The 21,088-nt window shown below is 48.5% G+C and carries 15 protein-coding genes; 14 read left to right on the top strand and 1 reads right to left on the bottom strand.

Annotation, left to right across the window (positions count from 1 at the left end; genetic code table 11):
• Positions 1–23: 23 nt before the first annotated feature.
• A complete protein-coding gene (gene cobA, locus IEX60_RS20955) occupies positions 24–812 on the bottom strand; it encodes a uroporphyrinogen-III C-methyltransferase (RefSeq protein WP_188753351.1) in 789 nt (262 codons plus the stop codon).
• Between the two features lie 574 nt (positions 813–1,386).
• Between cobA and IEX60_RS20950 the strand changes: the two genes are divergently transcribed.
• Genes IEX60_RS20950 through IEX60_RS24890 form a run of 14 tightly spaced genes read left to right on the top strand, consistent with a single transcriptional unit; the run spans position 1,387 to position 21,072 of the window.
• A complete protein-coding gene (locus IEX60_RS20950) occupies positions 1,387–1,938 on the top strand; it encodes a Pvc16 family protein (protein ID WP_188753350.1) in 552 nt (183 codons plus the stop codon).
• A 22-nt stretch (positions 1,939–1,960) separates the two neighbouring features.
• Entirely contained in the window at positions 1,961–3,379 is a 1,419-nt protein-coding gene (locus IEX60_RS20945; protein ID WP_188753349.1) for a phage tail sheath family protein, read from the top strand.
• Between the two features lie 45 nt (positions 3,380–3,424).
• The gene (locus IEX60_RS20940) at positions 3,425–3,859 is read left to right on the top strand and encodes a phage tail protein (protein WP_090628859.1); all 435 of its coding nucleotides are present in this window, start codon (positions 3,425–3,427) and stop codon (positions 3,857–3,859) included.
• Positions 3,859–4,350 (top strand): phage tail protein, encoded by a 492-nt coding sequence (locus tag IEX60_RS20935; RefSeq protein WP_188753348.1) that lies wholly within the window; start codon positions 3,859–3,861, stop codon positions 4,348–4,350. Before IEX60_RS20940 ends, IEX60_RS20935 begins: the two co-directional genes overlap by 1 nt.
• Positions 4,351–4,364: 14 nt before the next feature.
• On the top strand, positions 4,365–4,529 hold the full coding sequence (locus IEX60_RS20930) for a DUF5908 family protein (RefSeq protein WP_188753347.1): 165 nt from the start codon (positions 4,365–4,367) through the stop codon (positions 4,527–4,529).
• Entirely contained in the window at positions 4,529–5,248 is a 720-nt protein-coding gene (locus IEX60_RS20925) for a CIS tube protein (protein ID WP_188753346.1), read from the top strand. The genes IEX60_RS20930 and IEX60_RS20925 overlap by 1 nt, the downstream gene beginning before the upstream one ends.
• Before the next feature lie 4 nt (positions 5,249–5,252).
• Positions 5,253–7,004 carry a type VI secretion system tip protein VgrG gene (gene vgrG / locus IEX60_RS20920; RefSeq protein ID WP_188753345.1) on the top strand — a complete coding sequence of 584 codons (1,752 nt, stop codon included), beginning with the start codon at positions 5,253–5,255 and terminating at the stop codon, positions 7,002–7,004.
• Between the two features lie 6 nt (positions 7,005–7,010).
• Positions 7,011–7,298, top strand: a complete 288-nt coding sequence (locus IEX60_RS20915) for a PAAR domain-containing protein (RefSeq protein WP_188753344.1) — start codon at positions 7,011–7,013, stop codon at positions 7,296–7,298.
• 3 nt (positions 7,299–7,301) lie between these two features.
• On the top strand, positions 7,302–7,721 hold the full coding sequence (locus IEX60_RS20910; RefSeq protein ID WP_188753343.1) for a GPW/gp25 family protein: 420 nt from the start codon (positions 7,302–7,304) through the stop codon (positions 7,719–7,721).
• Positions 7,722–7,724: 3 nt separating this feature from the next.
• Positions 7,725–11,294 carry a baseplate J/gp47 family protein gene (locus IEX60_RS20905; RefSeq protein ID WP_188753342.1) on the top strand — a complete coding sequence of 1,190 codons (3,570 nt, stop codon included), beginning with the start codon at positions 7,725–7,727 and terminating at the stop codon, positions 11,292–11,294.
• Positions 11,291–14,239 carry a baseplate wedge protein gene (locus tag IEX60_RS20900; protein WP_188753341.1) on the top strand — a complete coding sequence of 983 codons (2,949 nt, stop codon included), beginning with the start codon at positions 11,291–11,293 and terminating at the stop codon, positions 14,237–14,239. Before IEX60_RS20905 ends, IEX60_RS20900 begins: the two co-directional genes overlap by 4 nt.
• A gap of 2 nt (positions 14,240–14,241) precedes the next feature.
• A complete protein-coding gene (locus IEX60_RS20895; RefSeq protein WP_188753340.1) occupies positions 14,242–17,916 on the top strand; it encodes a hypothetical protein in 3,675 nt (1,224 codons plus the stop codon).
• 6 nt (positions 17,917–17,922) lie between these two features.
• Positions 17,923–19,416, top strand: coding sequence for a contractile injection system tape measure protein (locus IEX60_RS20890; protein WP_188753339.1), 1,494 nt, complete (start codon positions 17,923–17,925; stop codon positions 19,414–19,416).
• Between the two features lie 36 nt (positions 19,417–19,452).
• The gene (locus tag IEX60_RS24890) at positions 19,453–21,072 is read left to right on the top strand and encodes an N-acetylmuramidase domain-containing protein (protein ID WP_229717688.1); all 1,620 of its coding nucleotides are present in this window, start codon (positions 19,453–19,455) and stop codon (positions 21,070–21,072) included.
• The last annotated feature ends 16 nt before the right edge of the window (positions 21,073–21,088 follow it).

Genomic DNA, 21,088 nt, shown 5'->3' with positions numbered 1-21,088 from the left:
AAACTTATATGAAGAGAGAAATCTTAAAGACTCGATTCAAAGAATTGTTTGATCCGCTGAAAATCATGATGTAGTTCAACCGCAAAACCGAAGACCAGCAGTACGGGGCCTGTGTTGTCAATACCTTTTTCCTCGGCTACTTCAATGATCGTATTAACCAATCCAATAGCCGTTCTTTCGTTGCCCATGGAGCCATTTTGGATAATAGCCGCAGGTAGGCCACCTTTTCCGATTTGCTGATAGATGGTGACAATCTCCGCTAATCTGTCGAAGCCTAATAATACAACGACCGTAGCCTTACTCTTGGCGGCATCGAATAATTCGGCTGATAAATTGCCTTTGCTATCGGTACCTGAAAGAATCCACACACTTTCGCTCGTCCCCTTATGTGTAACAGGAATTCCTTGTAACCCCGGTACAGAAATCGCACTGGATATACCCGGAATGATTGCAGTCTCAATGCTGTACGAAGCAGCGTAATCTAACTCCTCATAACCACGACCAAAAACGAATAGATCTCCTCCTTTGAGCCGGACAACGTGACCAAAATTGAGGGCATAGTCAACCATTAGTTGGTTGACAACGTCCTGCGAGAAATTCTCGTCGCCGGATGGATTGCCTACATATACTTTAATAGCTTCTTGAGGCGCATATTCCAATAGCCGTTCATCTACCAGCGCATCATATAAAATGACATTCGCAGTCTTAAGCGCCTTCACGCCTTTTATACTAATTAAATCTGGATCTCCCGGCCCGGCACCCACCAGGGTGATTTTGGGATCGACATACTGCTTTTCCGTTGTTACTGCCATTGCTTTTTATTCTTATTATTTAATCGAAAAGCCCCTTCGGTATTTTTATGTCGAAGAGGCTTTGCTGTATCACATCAATCATCATAAAGCATCTTCAATCCTGTCGGTGATACATTGTTTTGCACATACACCGCAGGTTGCCGATTCTTACTTGATATGAATTTATTGATTTCACGAAGCAAATATATATAAAGTCTATTAATTAGGTAGATTTAATTTAGTATATTTTTATTTATATTTGTAACTATTTGAAAATTAGATAGATATTTTTTGATGTTTGTCGGCATATTATTGAAAAGAGGGTGTTATAATCTGTGCTTAAACATACAGTACAAAAAGNGGTATTGCCGTAACAGGCGTGAGAGTAGGTCGGTGCCGGATTTCATTCAGGGCCCCGCTGCACCAGCAGCGGGGCTTTTTTGTTGCCTTTTCTCTAGCAAAACACCTTTTTTCTCTAAACGCACACCAATTAAACCGTAAGTAAAATTACACCAAAATAGGTATTGCCCACTTTTTCAGTGCTTTTGATATTTGTGTTGTTCGGCGATGTTGCCGGCAATAACAAACGATCAAAATGCTTTACCCCGCAATCGAGAATATTCAGCGTATCTTAAATAGCAGCATTGGTCCCGCGGTGGCTATTGCGAATGTAGCGGAATATGTGAGCGGAACCGAAGAGCAACACGATGCAGATATTCTTATTTCCCTGGTCAACATTGAAGAAGTTCGCTTAGCCAGAGAGCAACGATACGTTGTAAAAATCGACGATGAGCTTTATCCCAAAAACCCAGCGGTCCACTTAGATCTCTCCCTGCTGTTCACTGCCTATGGTGCTGGATATGAGAACAATATCCGGAATCTACAGGAAGTGATTGCGTTTTTTCAGAAACAGCCTGTTTTTAGGGCGGCCGATAGTGCAGAACTCGCTGCGGACGGGATTGAACGCCTAACCCTGGAAATAGTGACGCTTGCATTTGAACAACTGCAACAACTATGGTCTATGTTGGGAGGCAAGTATCAACCCTCCGTACTTTACAAAATGCGCATGCTGACCATTGACAGTATGGAAGATCGACCGGTTGCTCCGATCAAAGAAGTGGAAACAATTTTAAAGAGAAAAAATTAATATAAACTTAAAATTCATAACGATGGCACAAATCAGTGAAACAGCAATCAAAACTCCAGGGGTATATGTAAATGAAATACCCTTGTTTCCACCCTCAGTGGCTCAGGTGGAAACCGCGATTCCGGCTTTTATCGGTCATACACAAAAAGCTGAGAACGAACTGGGAGAGTCGTTGATCAACAAACCTACCAAGATATTTTCGCTCAAAGAGTATGAACAGTATTTCGGAGGGCCTGAAAACCAGACGGACATCAAAGTAACGGTCCAGCAAACAACGGAGGGCACCACGGTATCGGCACTCTCTGCTGTGGCTGAACTGCCTGCGGATAAGGTCTCAAAATACAAAATGTACTACAGTCTGCGGCTTTATTTTGCCAACGGCGGAGGCCCTTGTTATATCGTATCGGCCGCTCCGACCTCAGCAAACATTACCACTGCAACGTTAGAGGGTGGTTTGAGTGCGCTGGCAACCAGCGATGAACCCACCATCATCGTAATTCCGGATGGGCTGTCTCTTGCAAAAGACAAGTATTACGAATTGATGGGCAAGGCGATTGACCAATGTGTTTTGTTACAGGATCGATTTACGTTAATCGACGTGCATTCCGAAGGAACCAACGTCACCAATACCGTCAACGGTTTCCGGACGGATTTTACGAAAAATGATAACCTGAATTACGCGGCAGTCTATTATCCGTACCTGAAAACAACCTTTGAGTATGCATATGCTGATACAGCGGTAAACGTAGTTGTGGTAACCAATGGAACGGCCGCTGCCGCGGTAAAACTGAATACATTAAAAACCACTCAGACGGCGATTTATAACCTATGTGTGGAAACCATCAACAATAAATTGGGCCCAACGTTGCCCCCGGCAGCGGCCATGGCAGGTATCTATGCCCGGGTAGACGGTTCAAGAGGGGTTTGGAAGGCCCCAGCCAATGTATCGGTCAATTCGGTATATGGGTTAAGTGCTAATATTTCCGATGCCGAACAAGGGTCAATGAATGTGGATGCCACTACGGGAAAATCAGTAAATGCAATACGCTCCTTCCAGGGCAAGGGATTTCTGGTGTGGGGTGCACGTACATTGGCGGGGAATGACAACGAATGGCGCTATGTGAATGTACGGCGGCTGTTCATCACTGTGGAAGAATCGGCTAAAAAGGCTACCCTGCAGTTTGTATTCGAACCCAACGATGCCAACACGTGGGTAAAGGTACGGGCCATGCTCGAAAATTACCTGACCCTCCTATGGCGGCAAGGGGCCCTGGCGGGCAGCAAGCCGGAGCACGCCTTTTACGTTCGCTGTGGATTAAATCAGACGATGACTGCACAGGATATTCTCGATGGCAAATTAATTGTCGAGATCGGCATGGCAGCAGTACGTCCTGCAGAATTTATTATCCTTCGATTCTCGCATAAAATGCAGGAATCTTAGCAGTGGACCTGATCAAATAAGTTGAATCTATAAATCAGTAATAAAATGGCAAATTATCCTCTTCCAAAGTTTCACTTCCAGGTAGAATGGGGTGGAGCAAAGATCGGTTTCAGCGAAGTATCGGGCTTGGACGTATCCATCGAACCGCTTGAATACCGCGATGGCGCAAGCCCGGAATACCACAAAATCAAGATGCCCGGGCTGCAGAGTTTTTCAAATATCACGATGAAACGGGGCATTTTTAAGGGCGACAATGATTTTTACAATTGGTGGAATACCGTGGCCCTGAATACCATTGAACGCCGGGATCTCATCATTTCGTTGCTGGATGAAGCCCATGCACCTGTGGTGGTCTGGAAAATAAAAAATGCCTGGCCCCTTAAAGTCCAGTCGACTGACCTCAATTCCACGGGAAATGATGTGGCCATTGAGACCATCGAGATTGCACACGAAGGTTTGACCATTCAAAATGAAGGGTAATGTTTGCATATCCTCCCGTTGGCTTTCACTTTTTGGTGACGTTCGAGCTGTTTCCGCAGACGCCCAATGATTTCCGTTTTCAGGAAGTGACAGGCCTGGAAATGACCATGGAAATGGAGCCTTTTACCGAAGGCGGTCAGAACCGCTTCACTTGGGAGCTGCCTGTAAAAGCCAAATACAGCGATTTGGTGCTGAAACGGGGTATGTTCATCGGCTCGGGGATACTGATGTGGTGCAAAAATGCATTTGAGAATTTTGTTTTTGAACCCGTAAATATCCTGATTGCGTTGCTGAACGATCAACATGTGCCCATACAGGCCTGGTATGTGGTCAACGCGATCCCCAAGGCGTGGTCCGTCTCTGCTTTTGATGCGGAAAAAAGCAGCGTGGTCATCGAGAATATCACATTGAGTTATCAGTATTTCAACATCATCAGTGTGGATTCGCTCTTGTCTGCCGCGGGAAGCATCAGTGGGTCTGTCAGTATTTAATTACAGGAAACGTCATGCCCATCGAAATCAAAGAACTGCATGTCAAAGCTGTGGTTGTGGCCGAGCAGTCGCCACTCCAGCCACGGGAGCCGATCAATGTCGCAAAGTTAAAGCGGGAGATCTCCGAGGAAGTACTTCGGAAGGTACTGCAGAAGCTGGGACAAAAAAATGAACGATAATGTTTGGAGACCTTACATCTGCCGAGAAGCTGTATATCGAACCGTACCTCGATGCGGCTTTCACCCGGAAAGCACCGGGTGAGAAATTCAGCGCACTCATTAATCCGGCTTCCTATACCTGTAAGTACGAGTTTGAATACGACGACACGCAGCCAGGGGGACGATCTTCTGTGAAAATGAAATTCAATAAGATCAAGCCCCAGAAGTTTACGTTTGATTTTCTGTTTGACAGCACCGGGGTGGTCAAAAATGCGTCGGTATTGAATATTTCCGTTGCTAATCCATTTGCAAAGCCTGCCTCTGTGGCCGAACAATTGGAAGACTTCAAGAAAAAGATCATTGAGTTTAAAGGCGACACCCATCGTCCGTATTACCTCAAAATACATTGGGGAACCCTGCTGTTCAAGGGCGTGCTGAATCAGATCGATATCGAGTACAAAGTGTTTACCACCGATGGGACACCGATACGTGCGGTGGCGAAGTGCTCTTTTACGGAAAGCATCGAAGATGAGCTACGTGAGGCGATGGAAAACAGGCAAAGTCCGGACATTACCCATGAGCGGATTTTTGCGGAAACGGATCGCATCGACCGGATGGCGGAGCGAATCTATGCGCGGAATGAATTTTACATCGATGTGGCCACTTTTAATGCGCTCGATAGTTTCCGAACGATCAAACCGGGCAGCAAACTCTATTTTCCACCCTTAGAAAAACAATAAAGCCATGCCAACAGCACCCAACAATCGGGATTTGGTCACTTATACGATTCTTGCGGGGAGCAGCGCGGTGCTCACAGCGGCCGACGAACTGCCCGGGGTGGTGCCTGTTGTCGAAATCCATATTGACAGCGCACTGAATAAAATTCCCACGGCAACTTTGACGATAGCGGATGGCAGTGCCGCAGAGCAGGGTTTTGAGGTGAGCGGAAGCCGGTGGCTGGCACCGGGAAAGTTCATCGAGATCAAAGCAGGGTATGACGGCGACAATGCAACGGTATTCAAAGGAATTGTTGTTGCAAACAGTCATCAGATACAAGAATCCGGATCGCTGTTGGTGGTTACCTGTAAACACGAGACGGTACGGATGACAGCGGGCAAAAAAAGCCGCTACTATACGGACATGAAGGATAGGGACGTGGCTGAACAATTGCTTGCGGAAAGCGGCATCAGTGAATACGAGATCGCCACGACCGATGTGGTGCACGAGCAGTTGCTCCAGAACCAGGTCAGCGATTGGGATTTCATGATGACCCGATTGGACGTGAACGGATTGTATTATTCGGTAAACGAAGGGAAGATTGTAATCGGGAAGGCGGATGCCGACGGAGATTCGGTATTGACCCTCACGTTTGGAAGCAATATCGTATCATTTGAGGCAACTGTTGACGCACGTACGCAATCTACTGCCGTACTCGGCTATGCGTGGGACCAGTCGGTGCAGGATATCGAGGAGTCTGAAGGGGAAGCGGGTCTGTCTGCGTATGCGGGAGATCAATCCGCGGATGAATTGGCCGAAGTGATGGGGCAGGCGTTTGAGATGCGCCTACCGGGCGGAATGCCGGTTCAGGAACTGCAACAGTTGGCAAACGCAAAAAAAGTCCGGCAATCGCTTTCCAAGATCAAGGGTAAAGTTAAGTTTTCGGGAGAATCGGCGGTGGTTCCGGGGACATACGTCACCTTATCCGGATTGGGAGATCAATTCAACGGGAAGGTGTTTGTTTCCGGTGTGCAGCATGAAATCGGCGAGGGTAACTGGATGACCGAAGCAACGCTGGGCTGGGAAGAGGCATTCTTTTCCGAAAAAATCTTTCCGGAACATCCGGTTTCATTTTCCGGACAATATGTGGCCACGCAAGGGTTGCACGTAGGAGTGGTGACGGATCTTATTGATCCGGCAGGGAAAGGGCGGATCCGGGTGCGGCTGCCGATCATCGGTATGGCGGAAGATGGAATTTATGCGCGTTTGGCAACCTTGGATGCGGGCAATAACCGGGGAACATTCTTCTTGCCGGAAATAAACGATGAAGTGATTGTCGGTTTCTTGGGTGACGATCCAAACTACCCGGTGGTGTTGGGGATGCTGCATAGCGGGGCGAACCCGTCGCCCATCGAAGCAACCGATGAAAATAACGAAAAGGGCTATGTGTCCCGTTCAGAAATAAAAGTGCTTTTCCACGATGGAGACAAACGCGTTTCTATCGAAACGCCGGGAGGCCGGAAACTGACGTTGGATGATACCAACGGACTGTGCAGTCTGGAAGATGCGGCGGGCAATAAGCTGGTACTGAATGACAGTGGGATCACCCTGTCTTCTGCCAAAGATTTGACGTTGGAAGCCGTGTCTTCGCTATCGATATCGGCTCCTCAGCTGACGATCAAAGCGGAAGCTACCGCCGAGCTATCGGCAAATGGATCGCTAAGCGTGGGGAGCTCAGGCATCACTGAAATAAAAGGATCCATGGTAAAAATAAATTAATCGATCATGAGTTTAGCTGCAAGAGTCACTGATATGCATACCTGCCCGATGAGCAGCCCGAATCCGCATGTGGGCGGAATGGTGTTGCCTGCCGGTTGCCCAACCGTACTGATCGGTGGATTGCCCGCCGCACGGATGGGCGATCTCTGTGCCTGCCCGGGACCTCCGAATGCGATTGTGAAAGGATCGGCCACCGTGCTCATCGGTGGGCTTCCCGCCGCACGGATGGGCGACCCAACGGCTCATGGAGGGGTAATTACAAGTGGCTGTGGCACCGTATTAATAGGAGGATAACCGATGGATAAGTTGCATAAATCCTTTTTGGGTACTGGATGGAGCTTCCCGCCACAGTTTGACAACGAGGGTGGAAGCGTTGAGATGCTGAGCGACGGGGAGGATATCCGGAGCAGCCTCGAAATCCTGCTGTCGACCCGGCCCGGTGAACGGGTAATGCTTCCCAATTATGGCTGTAATCTGGATGAATTGCTGTTCGAGCCCTTGACGACGACCATGAAAACCTACATGAAAGACCTGATACAGACAGCCATATTATACCACGAACCGCGTATCGCGGTCGATAAAATCGAATTGATGGATACCGGGGAAATGGAAGGACGTATTCTCATAAATATTGAATATACGATACGCTCCACCAATTCGCGATTCAATTATGTTTTTCCTTTCTATATCCAGGAAGGCACCGAAGTAAAACGATAAACCATGGCATGTTCAGATAAAAATAACTTAATCCGTGAGGGAACCGGGCGATATAACCTATCGCTGGCGGCGCTGTCGCCTGATTTTGCCAAGGTAGACGAGCGGGAATTGCGAGATCTGTTATTGTTTGTGCAACGTTATGCAGCTCAGGTTACCTATTTCGATAACGGAAATAAGGCCAAAGGCACTTGGGAACCCTTCATCCAACCCGACTTGAGTGTGGCCCTCGCAACATTGGCGTCGATTGATCCGATTACCTTCACCGATTATTATAAATCACTCGTGAAACGCATCCGGTTGGCCGTCAAAGCGGAGGAAGCGGAACAGGCCAAACAGTGCTTTAAATATCTATTCGATTTGGTATATACGCTGGTTAAGACGGTTGACGACCAGTGTGCGCAGTTGACGGAAGAATCGGATTATCAGCGAAGCATACAAGACATCATTACCACGAAAATCAGTCGGGCTTTCCGGCGTTTGTTCACATTCAAAGATGCACACACGGCATTGTTGGCTGCATCAAATGAAACGGATTCCCTGGCTCCCTTTGCTGTACTGAATTCCACTGGGACGGTTTATACGTTTCACTATATCGATACCGATGCAACCGAAGCCCTGAACCTGACGATACCGGATACGGACGATGGCTCAAAAATTCATTTTATTGTCCACCACAACCTATTCCAGCAGCAGCTGAAGACGGTCTTCGCGGGAATTTCGTCGGCTACCGTAAAAGCGGAAATTTTGTTTGACAAATCAGTTGGAAACTATCGTAAACATAAACCCCATATGGCGTTGCTGCTGACTTTTTTGCAGCTATTCCGTCGTGCGCAAACCCAGCTGAATGAATATGGGCGGAAACACCTGGAATATTATTACAGGGATGTTTTACAACTGAAATCGAGAAAAGCCGAGCCGGATTACGCCCATTTGATCTTCGACTTACATACGCATAGGGCAAACCACCTGCTGAAGGCAGGCACCTTGTTCAAGGGAGGCCAGGATCAAAGCGGAAACTCGCTGGTATACCGGCTGTCACAGGATACGGTACTCAACCAAGCGAAGGTGGGGGCGGTCCATTCGTTGAAAAAAGTAAACGGAGCACTGTATGCAACAGCGGATAGCAACGACGTACAGCCATTTTTATTTGGCGAAGCCGGAGCTCCGCTTGCTTCAACAGGTTTTGCAGTCGCTTCCAACCTGCTTTTCTTGAAAGGGGGCGAACGGACAATCACCCTGTCCATCCGGTTTAAATCATCGACGCGGATCCGTAAAGGGCGTTCGACAGATAACTTGGTATTCCGCACATTATTGACGGGCGAAAAAGGCTGGTTGGAGGATCGGGTCACCGCAAATTATCAACCACAGCGGGGCGAGTTGACATTTTCCATCACCGTCGATGGTGGAAAAGAAGCCATCCGGGGGTATGAGGAAAAAATACATCAACGGAATATGCAGGTCTCCTTACCCCTGTTGCTGATTTATTTTGACCGGGAGGCTTCCGGATTCGCTTACGATACACTGGCCGAACAGCTCGTTGACACGGTTCAGATCACTGTATCGGTGCGGGGTTATAAAGATTTTGTGCTCAGCAATGATGTAGGGTTGCTGGATGGAAGCAAACCTTTCAAGCCGTTTGGAGATCTGCCCCGTAGGAATGCTGGATTTTACATCGGAAGTGATGAACTGTTTCAAAAGCCGCTTACCGCATTGACGTTAACTATGGACATGCCCGTGGCTTTTTCTGCCAGTTACCTCCAACGGGGAACCTGGAATCCGCTGGCGGTGACAACGGTTGGGGAAGAACATACGTTAAAGTTACCGGGTCAACCGATTCAAACGACGATTCCAACAGCGCAATCCAGACGTGCTTATGGCAGTGGGGAGCGGGATGGTTACATCCGGCTGTCGCTGAATAGCGATCAATATTCGTTGTCGTCCTTTATGGATAGCCTGACGCAAAGCTTCAATGATACCCGGATGATGAAAATACCCATGGAGACATCGGTGGCCATCAACGGGGTCTTTGCGGAACAGGCGGGGACGAAGGTACAAGCACAGGGATTGACGGCTGCGAAAGAAATAAATATCGACAAGATTGCAGCATCGCCAGTATCGTTAGACATTGCCCAGCAGGAAATACTGAAAACAATAACCCTGGCTACCCAATTTGAAGGATTCCGGATGGTCCGGAATTCGACTCCCACACCCAAGGAGTTGATCGTAGAACATTTTGAAGCCAGTTATACGGCCGTGGATACCCTAACATTTTTGCCCCAGCCGCAGCGGAGTGCCTTTTTTCATCTCTATCCATTTGGATATAAGCAGGTAACGAACAAAAAATTACTGGGGCTATTGCCGGGGTTTTCAAATCAGGGTGAGCTGCTCATCGGCATGACCCAAGTTACATCGCCGAAAACCATATCCGTGCTTTTCGAGGTAGTGGAAGGCAGTTCCAACCCGTTGAAACCCAGTGAACATGTTTCGTGGTATTACCTCGATCGTGAAAATAACTGGAAAGCTTTTGAAAAAGCAATGTTGGTAGACGGGACGTTGAATTTGACGCGGACGGGCATTGTCACCGTCTCATTTCCTTCCGACGCCGTGCATACGGGTACCGTGATGCCAGCAGGAATGTTGTGGTTGAAGGTGGCAGTGGAGGGACAGATTGACGCCGTTTGTAAACTAAAGGCGATTACGGCGCAGGCCGGCCAAGTGGAGTTGGTGCAGGATGAAATCAATAACGTGTATTTTACGGAAATGCGGCCGAAGGGAAGCATTGCAAAGCTGTTGGTGAGCGACGCGGCGATTAAAGGGATAAACCAGCCTGCGGATTCTTTCGGAGGCAGGCCCGCGGAACCCGGGGCAGCATTCTATACCCGTGTGAGCGAGCGGCTGCGTCATAAACAACGGGCCATTACGATGTGGGACTATGAGCACCTGGTGCTGGAACAATTTCCTTCGATCTACAAGGCGAAATGCATCAACAGGGCGGGATTTGTTGATCACAATGGCGTGACCGAATTCTGCGAAAACTATCCCGGCCATGTTACCCTGGTGACTATCCCCGATTTAAGTAAATCAACCTACGCAAATCCCCTGCGCCCGTATACGCCAATCGGGACATTGGTGGATATCACCAATTACCTGCGGAAAATCAGCAATCCATTTGTTACGCTGCATGTCCGTAATCCGAAATTCGAAGAGATACAACTTGAGTTTGACGTGATGCTCCGTTCCAATATGGATGCGGCTTTTTACCTCAATCAACTGAACGACGATATTGAACGTTTTCTCTGTCCATGGGCGTTCGACACGGCAAAGCAAGTTTCCTTTGGCGGTAAAATGCAGAAAAGCACACTCGTTGATTTCATAGATGAACGGCCTTACGTCCATGCAGTGAGTGGTTTTAAAATGCACCATATCATCCGCAATGAAGACAATGCCGTCCAAACGGCATATTACAATGTAGAAGAAATTGTGGCGTCTTCCGCTCGTTCCATATTGGTTTCGTATGCCAACGGGGCGATCAGACACCAAATCCGGGTATTACAAAACTGCGAATGCGTATGAAACCTGTCCTGAAAAGTTACACAATATCCACAAAGCGGCAACTGGCTCCGGCGATGGACTATGAATGGCTCCGCAAGGAGGGGCTGAAATACATTGAGCAACTGGCCAGCGACCTGTGGACCGACTACAACGCCCATGATCCGGGAATTACTCTGTTGGAAGCGCTTTGCTATGTCCTTACCGAACTGGGCTACCGGAGTGATTTCGACACAAAGGATCTGCTGCACGGTGCACCGGACCAGGTACTGTATACCGCCCGGGAAATTCTGACGAACCATCCTTTTACAATTGCGGATTACCGGAAGCTGCTGATCGATATCGACGGAGTAAACAATGCCTGGCTGTATCCTGCTGGAGGCCAAGAAATACCTATCTTCTATAACCGTGCGGATAAGACGTTACAGCTGGCGGCCACGGACACTCCCGTCCGCATCAACGGTCTGTATGACGTGGTGCTGGATTTTGACAACGAAGAGCCGTATGGCGATCTGAACTCGGGAGACGTGGAATGGATAAGTCCCGATGGTGAATTTGTGCTAAACGTTGAATTTCCAAGTTATGGAGCTATTGATCGGGCGGTTTTGAAGACTGAAATCGTTTCGGCAACGGTTGCCAATGCGACCGGAAAATACCCGTATGCATTGGTCTTGAATGCGACAGAAGATACCACGTTCAAGTTTCCCTTTGCAGTTACCGTTGCAAAATATCCACCTACGGGAAAGATAACAGCCACTCAGATTTGGGACCTGTTGCAAGCAGAAGGGTTTGCGAGCCAACTGGCGGACGCTTATGTTCAAAAACTGAATGCGATTGACGATATATTCAAGCGTGTGACCCGTCGATTGCAATCACATCGGAATCTCTGCGAGGATTTTGTATCCATCAAACAGGTGTCCTATGAAGAAGTCGCTTTGTGCATGGATGTGGATATCTCACCGGAGACCGACATCGAGTATGTACAGGCTGCTTTGTTTTTTGCCATTGAAAATTACCTGAATCCTTCGGTCAATTTTTATTCATTGAAGGAATTGCTTGATAAGGGCTGGGAAGTCCCCGATATCTATAATGGGGTGGCGCTTACGAATGGATTTATCGATCCGAAGGAGCTGGAAGAAACCCAGTTGCGCACCCATATCTACGCTTCGGATATCATCAGCTTGGTGATGGATATTGAGGGAGTCCTGGCTGTCAGGAATCTGTTGATGACCAAGTATGATACGGACGGTCAGCCCCTGGACGGTGCCATTGGAGTAGATTGGTGTATGCAGATCAGCGGGCAGCATAAGCCGGTTTTGAGTACGTCCCGGTCAAAAATCCTATTTTATAAAGCCGGTTTTCCTTTCCACGCCAATGTGGATGAAGTGAAGGATACCTTGCTGGTTCTGAAGGCCCAGCGTACCTTCGGAAAGCGCAAGGGGTATGATGTAGAACTCACGCCGGATGAGGGGCGGTCACGCGATACGCTCAGTTACCGTCCGGTTCAGTACGACCTGCCAACGGTATATGGCGTAGGAGAAGCTGGCCTGCCCCCGCATGCGGACGTACTGCGCAAAGCGCAACAGCGGCAGTTAAAAGGATACCTGCTATTTTTTGAACAACTTCTGGCAGATTTCCTTGCCCAACTGACACATGCCCACGCGTTGTTTTCCGTAGGAGATATCAAGCAAACGTATTTTGCACAGTATCTCGGCGATATCAAAGACAGCGAGGGATTATTGTCTGAAGCGTTCAAGGATGCGATTGCGGGTGCTCCGGATGCGCAAGGGTGGAGAGACCTTTATGAGAATAAAACCCAATACGCTGCGCGTCGCAATCGCTTGTTAGATCATTTGCTTGCCCGCTTCGCGGAGTCTTTCAATGACTTTGCGTTGTTGCAGTACCGAATCAATATAGAAGAGCAGGCAGCCGAACGGATTGACAGCGAAGAACTCATTGCCGCCAAAATCCAGGCACTGAAAAGATATCCGGAGATCAGCGCAAACCGGTCCCAGGCTTTTAATTATTTCCCGCAGACAGATGATTACGGATTGGCGGAAGAGCAGTTTTGGGAGACGGAGAATGTTTCCGGTCTGGAAAAGCGGGTGGGAACGCTGATCGGCGTCCGGGATGTGTCTCGTAGATTTTTATACTGCATCCGGAATACCGAAGTCCGTTGCGAAGAAGAGTGGGTGGATGGAGAACCCCATTGTACACATCGTTTTGAGCTTACTTCCCGCGAGGGGATTGTATTGGCTTCCGAAAAATTCGCTGAGAAAGCACAAGCCGAAGCCATCTTGAAGAAAATTTTTGATACGGTTCTCCTTGCCCAGCATTTCGGGGTTGAAGGAAATAAGCTCGTCCTGTCGATCGATGGAGAAAAGCTGCTGGAGACGGTAAATACCTTTGAAACTGCTTTGGAAGCCAATGAGGCCATCGAAAAGCTGGTTGCCGAATTCGGCAGTGAATGCGGAGATCCGGAAGGAATGCACCTGATCGAGCATGTGCTGCTCAGGCCCAGAAGCAATGCGTTTAAGCTGATGGACCTATGTGGAATGGAAGGGGATTGTCCCTGTGAGCTGGATACGTATTCGTTCAGGGCGTCGGTGGTATTGCCCTATTGGCCGGACCATTTCGACCATCCTTCGTTCCGTAATTACGTGGAAGACCGGTTGCAGGAGGAAGCGCCGGCACACATCCAACTAAAGGTCTGCTGGATCAGCAATGAACAGATGCGGCTGTTTGAGATCCGATACAAAGCCTGGATAGAAGCACTGGCAAACTATTTCCAGGAGGATAAACAAGACCTCTCCCGTTTGCAGGAAACCAACGATGAGCTGCTGGAATTATTGCCACAACTGAAGAATATCCATCCGCAGGCGACACTTCACAACTGTTCGGAAAGCAACATAGAAAATAATCCTGTCATGTTGGGCAGAACAATTTTAGGTACTTATTTAAATCAATGACCATGAACAATATTGAGTCATATCCCATTTTTGAGGCAGATCAGGTACTGACCAACAATCACCTGAACGACACTGTCAGCTATTTGGAGCGGCAAGGCCGCCTATCCAGGATCCGGCTTATCGGGAACGGGATTGTGAGCGGATTGGAAATAACCGCGTCTGGTGAAGGCATTGTAATCGGTGAAGGCCACGGCATCACCTCACAAGGATATCTTATCCGGCATTGCCAGCAGGAATATACCCATTACATCGATTTTGTTTCCCCGGATATTCCCACAGGAGTAGACTTCATTGTGGGATGTGATGAAGACGAAGCTTCCGGATGGCCGTACTATGGGATGGAAGGGATTTTCGAACTCGTGCCCGCAGCGTCACCTGCCGAAGGCAAGAAAGCGGTCTCTTCGTTAAAAAAAGACGAATACGTCGTGGTACTTTTGTTGGAGGCAAAACAGGTCAAACTGAAAAACTGTGACACCAACGACTGTAACGACAAGGGCAGCCGGCTTGATTTTACCGTGAAACCCCTGTTGGTACACATCGACCTGCTGAAGGGCGACGATGAATCGTTTTTTAACACCCTGCTTTTGAAACGATACGGCGTGCCGGCAAATAACCGTTGGGAGAGCGGCGAGTCCATACTTAATGGATTTTACGAACTGGTAGACGACGATACGCTGACCAAGCTGGAACAGAATCTAAAAATGTGTTGGAACCGTTATGCAGTCTTATTGGAGCTTACCCCATCCAATCCATTCGAAAAGCTTGATCTGAAAGCATTGCGGGATAAATTTAGCTACCAAAAGGGAAATTTCCATTACATCCAATATTTCTACGACTTTATCGATGATCTGATCAAGGCTTTCCGGGAATTTGACGAAAAAGCACAGGACTTCTGGGGTATGCGGAATGCCAACGAAACCCATTTTCCGCTGCACCTGACCCTTGGATTGGCATCGGAAAGCACCCGGTTTGGTTATTGGGATCCGTATCGCCAATACTTCGTTCCGGTGCATTACCTTCACGGGCAGCAACACCTCAAAGAGGAAGTTGCCCTACTGTTGCAGCGTATGCGGTACATGATAGCCGATTTTGATGATACGTTGCCTTCCAAAAACCAGGTTCTTCAGATTACACCAAGTCAGATCGGGGCGAACCTGCTTTCCGACCGGAGTATTCCGTTTTACTATCAACTCAATAACCTTCATAAGTGGTGGAACTATCGGCTCAGCCGGATGGGTATCCCCCAGATGAACCGCGGCTATCACCTGCGTGCGGGTATCGATGCGCCCGAGGCTGTGAAGAACGTGTTGCTTTATGACAATGAGCGCTTCAATGCCTTTCGCATAGAAGGGCATGTTGGCAAACCCTATAGCACGGCCCTGTCGGAAATCATTGCTGAACGGGACAAATACAACCTGCCTTTTGACGTGGTGGCACTCAGCGCGGTTGACCTGGAACGGATAGCCGATGGAAATGAAGTATCGTGCCAGGTACAGGATCTGGAATCGAATTATAATGTAATGATTGCGGGATTGCTGTGCCGTGTAGAGCAGTTGCTGACCTATGTAGGCGGTCTGCGACCGAAGAAAGATACCGACATCGGTGATATACGGGTGATCGACACACTCAAAGTCAGCGATGAGCTGTCGCTGCCTACCCTTTCAAAAAAGGTGACCGCAATCCGGAAAGAAGTGGATCTACAAAAGAAAGTCACCACGCAGCCGGTGGTTGAGAAAGTAAACTACATTGAGAAGATCGTCGATTTGGGCAAAGATGATCAGGAAGTGAAATTGATGGATTTCGTAGCGAAGGATATCAATTCATTTCTGGTTACCGACAGAAAGTTATTTGAGTACGTACTGCCGAAACCGGATTTGCTGCTGGTGTTTCTTCAGCGGCTCAATGCCATCTTTGGCTATCTCTTTGAAAATGATCTCCGCGAATTTGATGTAGATGCCTATAATAAACTGTGGGCGGAATACGAGTCGACCGTAAACAGCATCATCAAAGAGTCTGCGAATTCACAGAACGAGGAATTGAAAGCGTATTTCGCCCCCAAAAACAACAACGTGTTGTTTAATTGTGCGAACGAAGAGTTATACGCCATTAAGGAGGAATACAACGAGCGGCTCAAGCAATATCAGGAGGCCACCACCTTTGCCCGTTATTTTGAACGGCACAAGGGGTTGGAACATAAGGCCGGGGTGCCTAAAGGAGGAACTTTTGTGCTGGTATACCAACCGTCGGCACCGCGTTATACCGCCGTTATACCGGAAAAGGAAATACGTTTGGTGGATCGATTGACCGATGTCGTAAAGGAGGAACCGGCTGAAACAATTACTAAAAAAGATACAGGTCGTCTATTAAAAGATACCAAGTCTGCGTCATTACTTTCTTCAGCTACCGTGAAGTACGCAGACACCGTAAGCCTCATCGAAAAATTAGGCCTTGGGGCCGACGCAACCAAAGTGCTGGATGCCTTGAAAAAGAGAGAAGAAGCTGAGAAGTTGGTGAGTAAATTGCCTGGTGGTGTAGTCATAGCCGATTTCTATGTGCCTTATCTGGTTAAAAGCAATTGTCAGCCGATCGCCTATGTCTTTCAAAAGGACGTAGAAGTTGAACCTTCGCAACCGGAAGAGCCGGAAGAACCCGAAGATGATCAGCTCGCTGTCACCATAGAACCTACCACGTTCTGTACCAATGATACGCAGGAATATTCGATAAAGGTCAGCCCCGAAGGGGGAAAACTGACCCTTAATGGAAAAGAGAGCGAAGCAAAAATAGTTCCTGCGCGCTTAGGAAAAGGCACATTTGAGGTGGTATATACCTTGGCATCCGGTACGAAAGCAAGTACACAATTCGCGGTGGAAGAAGCCGTAGAGCCGGATTTTGAAGTTGTGGGAGCCGACTATTCGGAAAAAGACGAAAATTGGAAATTGATGCTGAAGTCTGCCGTGTCCAGTGGCGATTCACTCAAATCGCAGTGGCTGCTGGATGGCAAATCTGTTGCAGAAAACCAGTCTGAAATCAGCCAAATCCTTACCGTCAATAACCCGCGTGCTACGATTGCCTATTCGGTCACCGGAAGAGTTTGCGGTAAGGGAGAAAAGACCCGTACGTTTGTCCGCGATGAACAGGCAAAGACCGTTTGTTCGGACGCTGCGACCTTGACGATCCCCGTAAAAACTTCGGGGACGGTTGTTGTCGTAGCGGCACCCAAGGGCGTAACTACCAAAGGTACGGGCCTGATTATTTCACCTGCACAGATGACAAAGGACGGACTCAAACAGGGTGTAATTGCGTACCACTATGCGGATGGCGATGCCCACGTACTGGCGGTATTGACGATCACGTTAGGGACCGCAGCATTTGAAGCAACCATCGGGTTACCGCAAAGCGATGTAGTTGTAATCGGGAGAGAAGTTAAAAATGCCGTAAGCATCGCATTAAAAGCGATATCGACCGGAGGTATATCAACTTGGACAGTCAACGGAAAGAAAGCCAAGGAAACGGTCAGCATTCCGCTTGCGGAGTTCGAACAGCTCAAAGAATTGACCATTACGCACCAGATTGATTTCGGTGACGGTCCCTGCGGAGCCGAGAAGACATTTACGCAGCCCATCGCTGCACTTCGCAAACAGTTGGCAACCAATAAAGGAAAAATCGTTGTGGAATAAAAAACAATGGACCGCAGCCAACATATCATTTACAAGCAATCGCTGGAAGTTGACTTTCGCCGACCGGGACAGGGCAAAGGGATGCAGGACCGGGTGACTGCCGTCTACCATCAACGGATATTACCCCAACTGGCTAACTTGTTTGACGATTTCAGTGCCGAATCGGAAGCATTGACGATTCCTGTTTTATCGATTGATTGTGGGGAACTTTCCGAAGCGAATTGGGAAGAAATGCTTACGAAAAATGTACTCAATTTGGTGAGGAAGGAACTCCAGTCCCACCGCAGTCCGGCGGTTGACCCGGAAGAATGGGACAATCGGGAAATGCAGGATCTGCAATGGACCGAAGATTTTATCCATTTTTTGAAAAAGGGAAAATTCCAATGGGAAAGCCGGAAAGAGGCAATTTCTGATTTTGAAAAACGGTTAAAACCCATACCTGCCTTTCTGGATGAACTGGCGAAGGTGTTACATGCGTCTGCCGATGCGACAGACCGCTTATTCCACTATTTTTCGGTTGATTTTATCCATCGGTTATGCGCTGCCTTCGTTGCCCGAATTCCGGTTGATGACGCCGCATACATTGCATTTTTGCAGCAAACAGGGGTGAATCCGACGATATTGTCGAAGTCGGTTGTCAAGGCTTATGCAAATGCCTTCGGTAATCCGTCAACAGAATCCACACCCTTTTCCGTTATCCTGACATCCCTTGTTTGGCCGGCGATGGATACGACCAACCGAACGAGGGTGTTGCAACGCGCCCACTCGTTCCTGAAAAAGAAGCCAAAATTTGCCGCTACCCTACTACCATGGACTCGTGACGAGTTTCCGGAATTGCCCGATGCATTCCAACCGGATGAGCGTGTTAAACGGGATCGTGTGGAACCTGTGCATGCCAGCAATGGAAATTTGGATCATCAAACCATTCAAGGGGCAACCAAAGCTGCCAATGGCAACAGCAACGCGGACGAAAGGCTGTCTTTCGAACGTGCGGATGAGTCCTTTTACCTCAGCAATGCCGGGTTGGTACTGGTCCATCCCTTTATCGAGCCATTGATGCAACATGTGGGGCTTATCGGTGATGAGATTTCCTTCTCAGCAGAAAACAGCGCTCAGGCTGCACTCCTGCTCCACCATTTGGTATATGCATCGCCTGCGCCCGATGAAAGTATGCTGGCATTGAATAAAGTTCTTTCGGGGTTGCATCCAGAGTCTTTTATCAATCCGGATGGATTTGAATGGACTCCCTTGGTCGAGCAGGAATGTGAGGACGTATTGCATTCCATTATTACACACTGGGAAGTACTCCGTAACACCAGTGTCGATGGGCTACGCGAAACCTTTTTGCAGCGGGAGGGCAAATTGACCCGAAGGGCCGACAGCTGGTTATTGCAGGTCGGTTCGCGGGGTGTGGATGTGCTGCTGGCCAGCCTGCCTTGGTCCATCGGCATCATTAAACTGCCGTGGATGGATCGGATATTATATGTCGAGTGGATATGAACGATTAAAACTACAACGATGTAAAACCTATTAAGTATGGAACTACTGAAAATCAACAGCCGTGGAGACGCCGTAGAGCTGCTTCAGGAATTGCTCAACGAGTATGGACATCCGTTGGTCGTCAATGGAATATTTGATGAGGCGACCGAACAGGCTGTCCGCTCGTTTCAAGCGGATAATGACCTGGTTGCCGATGGCATTGTCTATACCAAAACATGGACGAAGCTCATCAATGGAACACCGGTGGACCTGAGTAAGATGGAAGACAAATACCTGAAAGAAGCGGACCTTAACCGGCTTGCGGAAACTCTTTCCTTGGATGTTGCGACTATCAAGGCGGTGAATGAGGTGGAGAGCCGGGGCCGCGGATTCAACGCAGATGGCAACCCGAAGATCCTGTTTGAGGGGCATGTATTTTGGAAGGAGCTGGAAAAGCGCGGCATCGATCCGGCTGCCCACGTTTCGGGCAACGAAGATGTGTTGTACAAAAAATGGACAAAGGCTTACTACAAAGGTGGAATTGCAGAGTATGAGCGATTGAACAAGGCCATTAACGTCATTCCCAATAACAGCAAGGTAGCGGACGCAGCCTATGCGTCAGCTTCATGGGGGCTATTCCAACTAATGGGATATCACTACGAAGCGTTGGGATACGGTTCGGTAACCGGATTTGTCGGCGACATGCAATTGGGTGAACGGCAGCAGCTGGAAGCATTTGGCAAATTCCTGCAGGCCAACAACCTGATCAGTTACCTTCGGAATAGGCAATGGGCAGAATTCGCTAAACGATACAACGGATCTGACTATGCAGCCAACCAATACGATATCAAACTGAAGGAAGCCTATCAGAAGTATGCCGCAATGCAACCCGATGGAGGTGCACCGAAAGTAACCCGGGAGTTGATAAAAAAGGGAAATACCGGAACGTTGGTGCAGGAACTGCAATCCATACTGAATGAACTGGATTATGCCGTGCCGGTAAATAGTGTGTTTGACGCCCAAACGGAACAAGCGGTAAAGGATTTCCAAAGTTCACATCTGGATAAGCACGAACAACCGCTGACCGTAGACGGCGTTGTCGGAGCACTGACGTGGTGGGCGCTTGAAAATCCCCGTCCCCGTGTGGCATCCGGTGTCATTGAATACGATAAACTGCCCCCTTCGGAGTATGGAGAAAGTCCCTTGGGAAGAGCGGCACTACGCATAGCCATCAACGAGTTGAAAGCCGGGGCAGGTGAGGTAGGCGGAAACAACAAAGGCCCCTGGGTGCAGAAATATATGGAGCCAGCCGGGTTGCCCGATGGATACCCATGGTGTGCAGCGTTCGTGAGCTGGTGTTTTCTGCAAGCTGTGGGCGGGAATCGCAAAGACATGCCCTTCAAGTATTCAGCTGGCGCACGCGATGTATTCAACCAATTGAAAAGTAAGGGCTGGAGTTTTTCCGGCGATTCCGAAAAGCAACCCATGCCGGGAGACGTCGTTTGCTGGTGGCGTACCTCATTGGCTTCCGTAAACGGGCATATCGGCTTTGTACACCATTGTAAAGATGGGTTTCTGTATACCATTGAAGGCAACAAAGCCGCCAATGTTGCGGGGTTTTCGTACGTGAAAACACGCATGGAAAAATTACTGGGTTTTGCTAGGGTTTATGGGTAATCGATTGTTAATAAAA

Origin of the sequence: Parapedobacter defluvii (assembly GCF_014642075.1) — a bacterium.
GTDB lineage: Bacteria > Bacteroidota > Bacteroidia > Sphingobacteriales > Sphingobacteriaceae > Parapedobacter > Parapedobacter defluvii.
Note: the sequence above shows the minus strand (reverse complement) of the source record. Positions and strands in the feature narration are given on the sequence as shown.

Bases quoted from the DNA above. Each gene is read 5' to 3' on its own strand.
- cobA (WP_188753351.1), bottom strand. From the start codon at position 812: ATGGCAGTAACAACGGAAAAGCAGTATGTCGATCCCAAAATCACCCTG.
- IEX60_RS20950 (WP_188753350.1), top strand. From the start codon at position 1,387: ATGCTTTACCCCGCAATCGAGAATATTCAGCGTATCTTAAATAGCAGC.
- IEX60_RS20945 (WP_188753349.1), top strand. From the start codon at position 1,961: ATGGCACAAATCAGTGAAACAGCAATCAAAACTCCAGGGGTATATGTA.
- IEX60_RS20940 (WP_090628859.1), top strand. From the start codon at position 3,425: ATGGCAAATTATCCTCTTCCAAAGTTTCACTTCCAGGTAGAATGGGGT.
- IEX60_RS20935 (WP_188753348.1), top strand. From the start codon at position 3,859: ATGTTTGCATATCCTCCCGTTGGCTTTCACTTTTTGGTGACGTTCGAG.
- IEX60_RS20930 (WP_188753347.1), top strand. From the start codon at position 4,365: ATGCCCATCGAAATCAAAGAACTGCATGTCAAAGCTGTGGTTGTGGCC.
- IEX60_RS20925 (WP_188753346.1), top strand. From the start codon at position 4,529: ATGTTTGGAGACCTTACATCTGCCGAGAAGCTGTATATCGAACCGTAC.
- vgrG (WP_188753345.1), top strand. From the start codon at position 5,253: ATGCCAACAGCACCCAACAATCGGGATTTGGTCACTTATACGATTCTT.
- IEX60_RS20915 (WP_188753344.1), top strand. From the start codon at position 7,011: ATGAGTTTAGCTGCAAGAGTCACTGATATGCATACCTGCCCGATGAGC.
- IEX60_RS20910 (WP_188753343.1), top strand. From the start codon at position 7,302: ATGGATAAGTTGCATAAATCCTTTTTGGGTACTGGATGGAGCTTCCCG.
- IEX60_RS20905 (WP_188753342.1), top strand. From the start codon at position 7,725: ATGGCATGTTCAGATAAAAATAACTTAATCCGTGAGGGAACCGGGCGA.
- IEX60_RS20900 (WP_188753341.1), top strand. From the start codon at position 11,291: ATGAAACCTGTCCTGAAAAGTTACACAATATCCACAAAGCGGCAACTG.
- IEX60_RS20895 (WP_188753340.1), top strand. From the start codon at position 14,242: ATGAACAATATTGAGTCATATCCCATTTTTGAGGCAGATCAGGTACTG.
- IEX60_RS20890 (WP_188753339.1), top strand. From the start codon at position 17,923: ATGGACCGCAGCCAACATATCATTTACAAGCAATCGCTGGAAGTTGAC.
- IEX60_RS24890 (WP_229717688.1), top strand. From the start codon at position 19,453: ATGGAACTACTGAAAATCAACAGCCGTGGAGACGCCGTAGAGCTGCTT.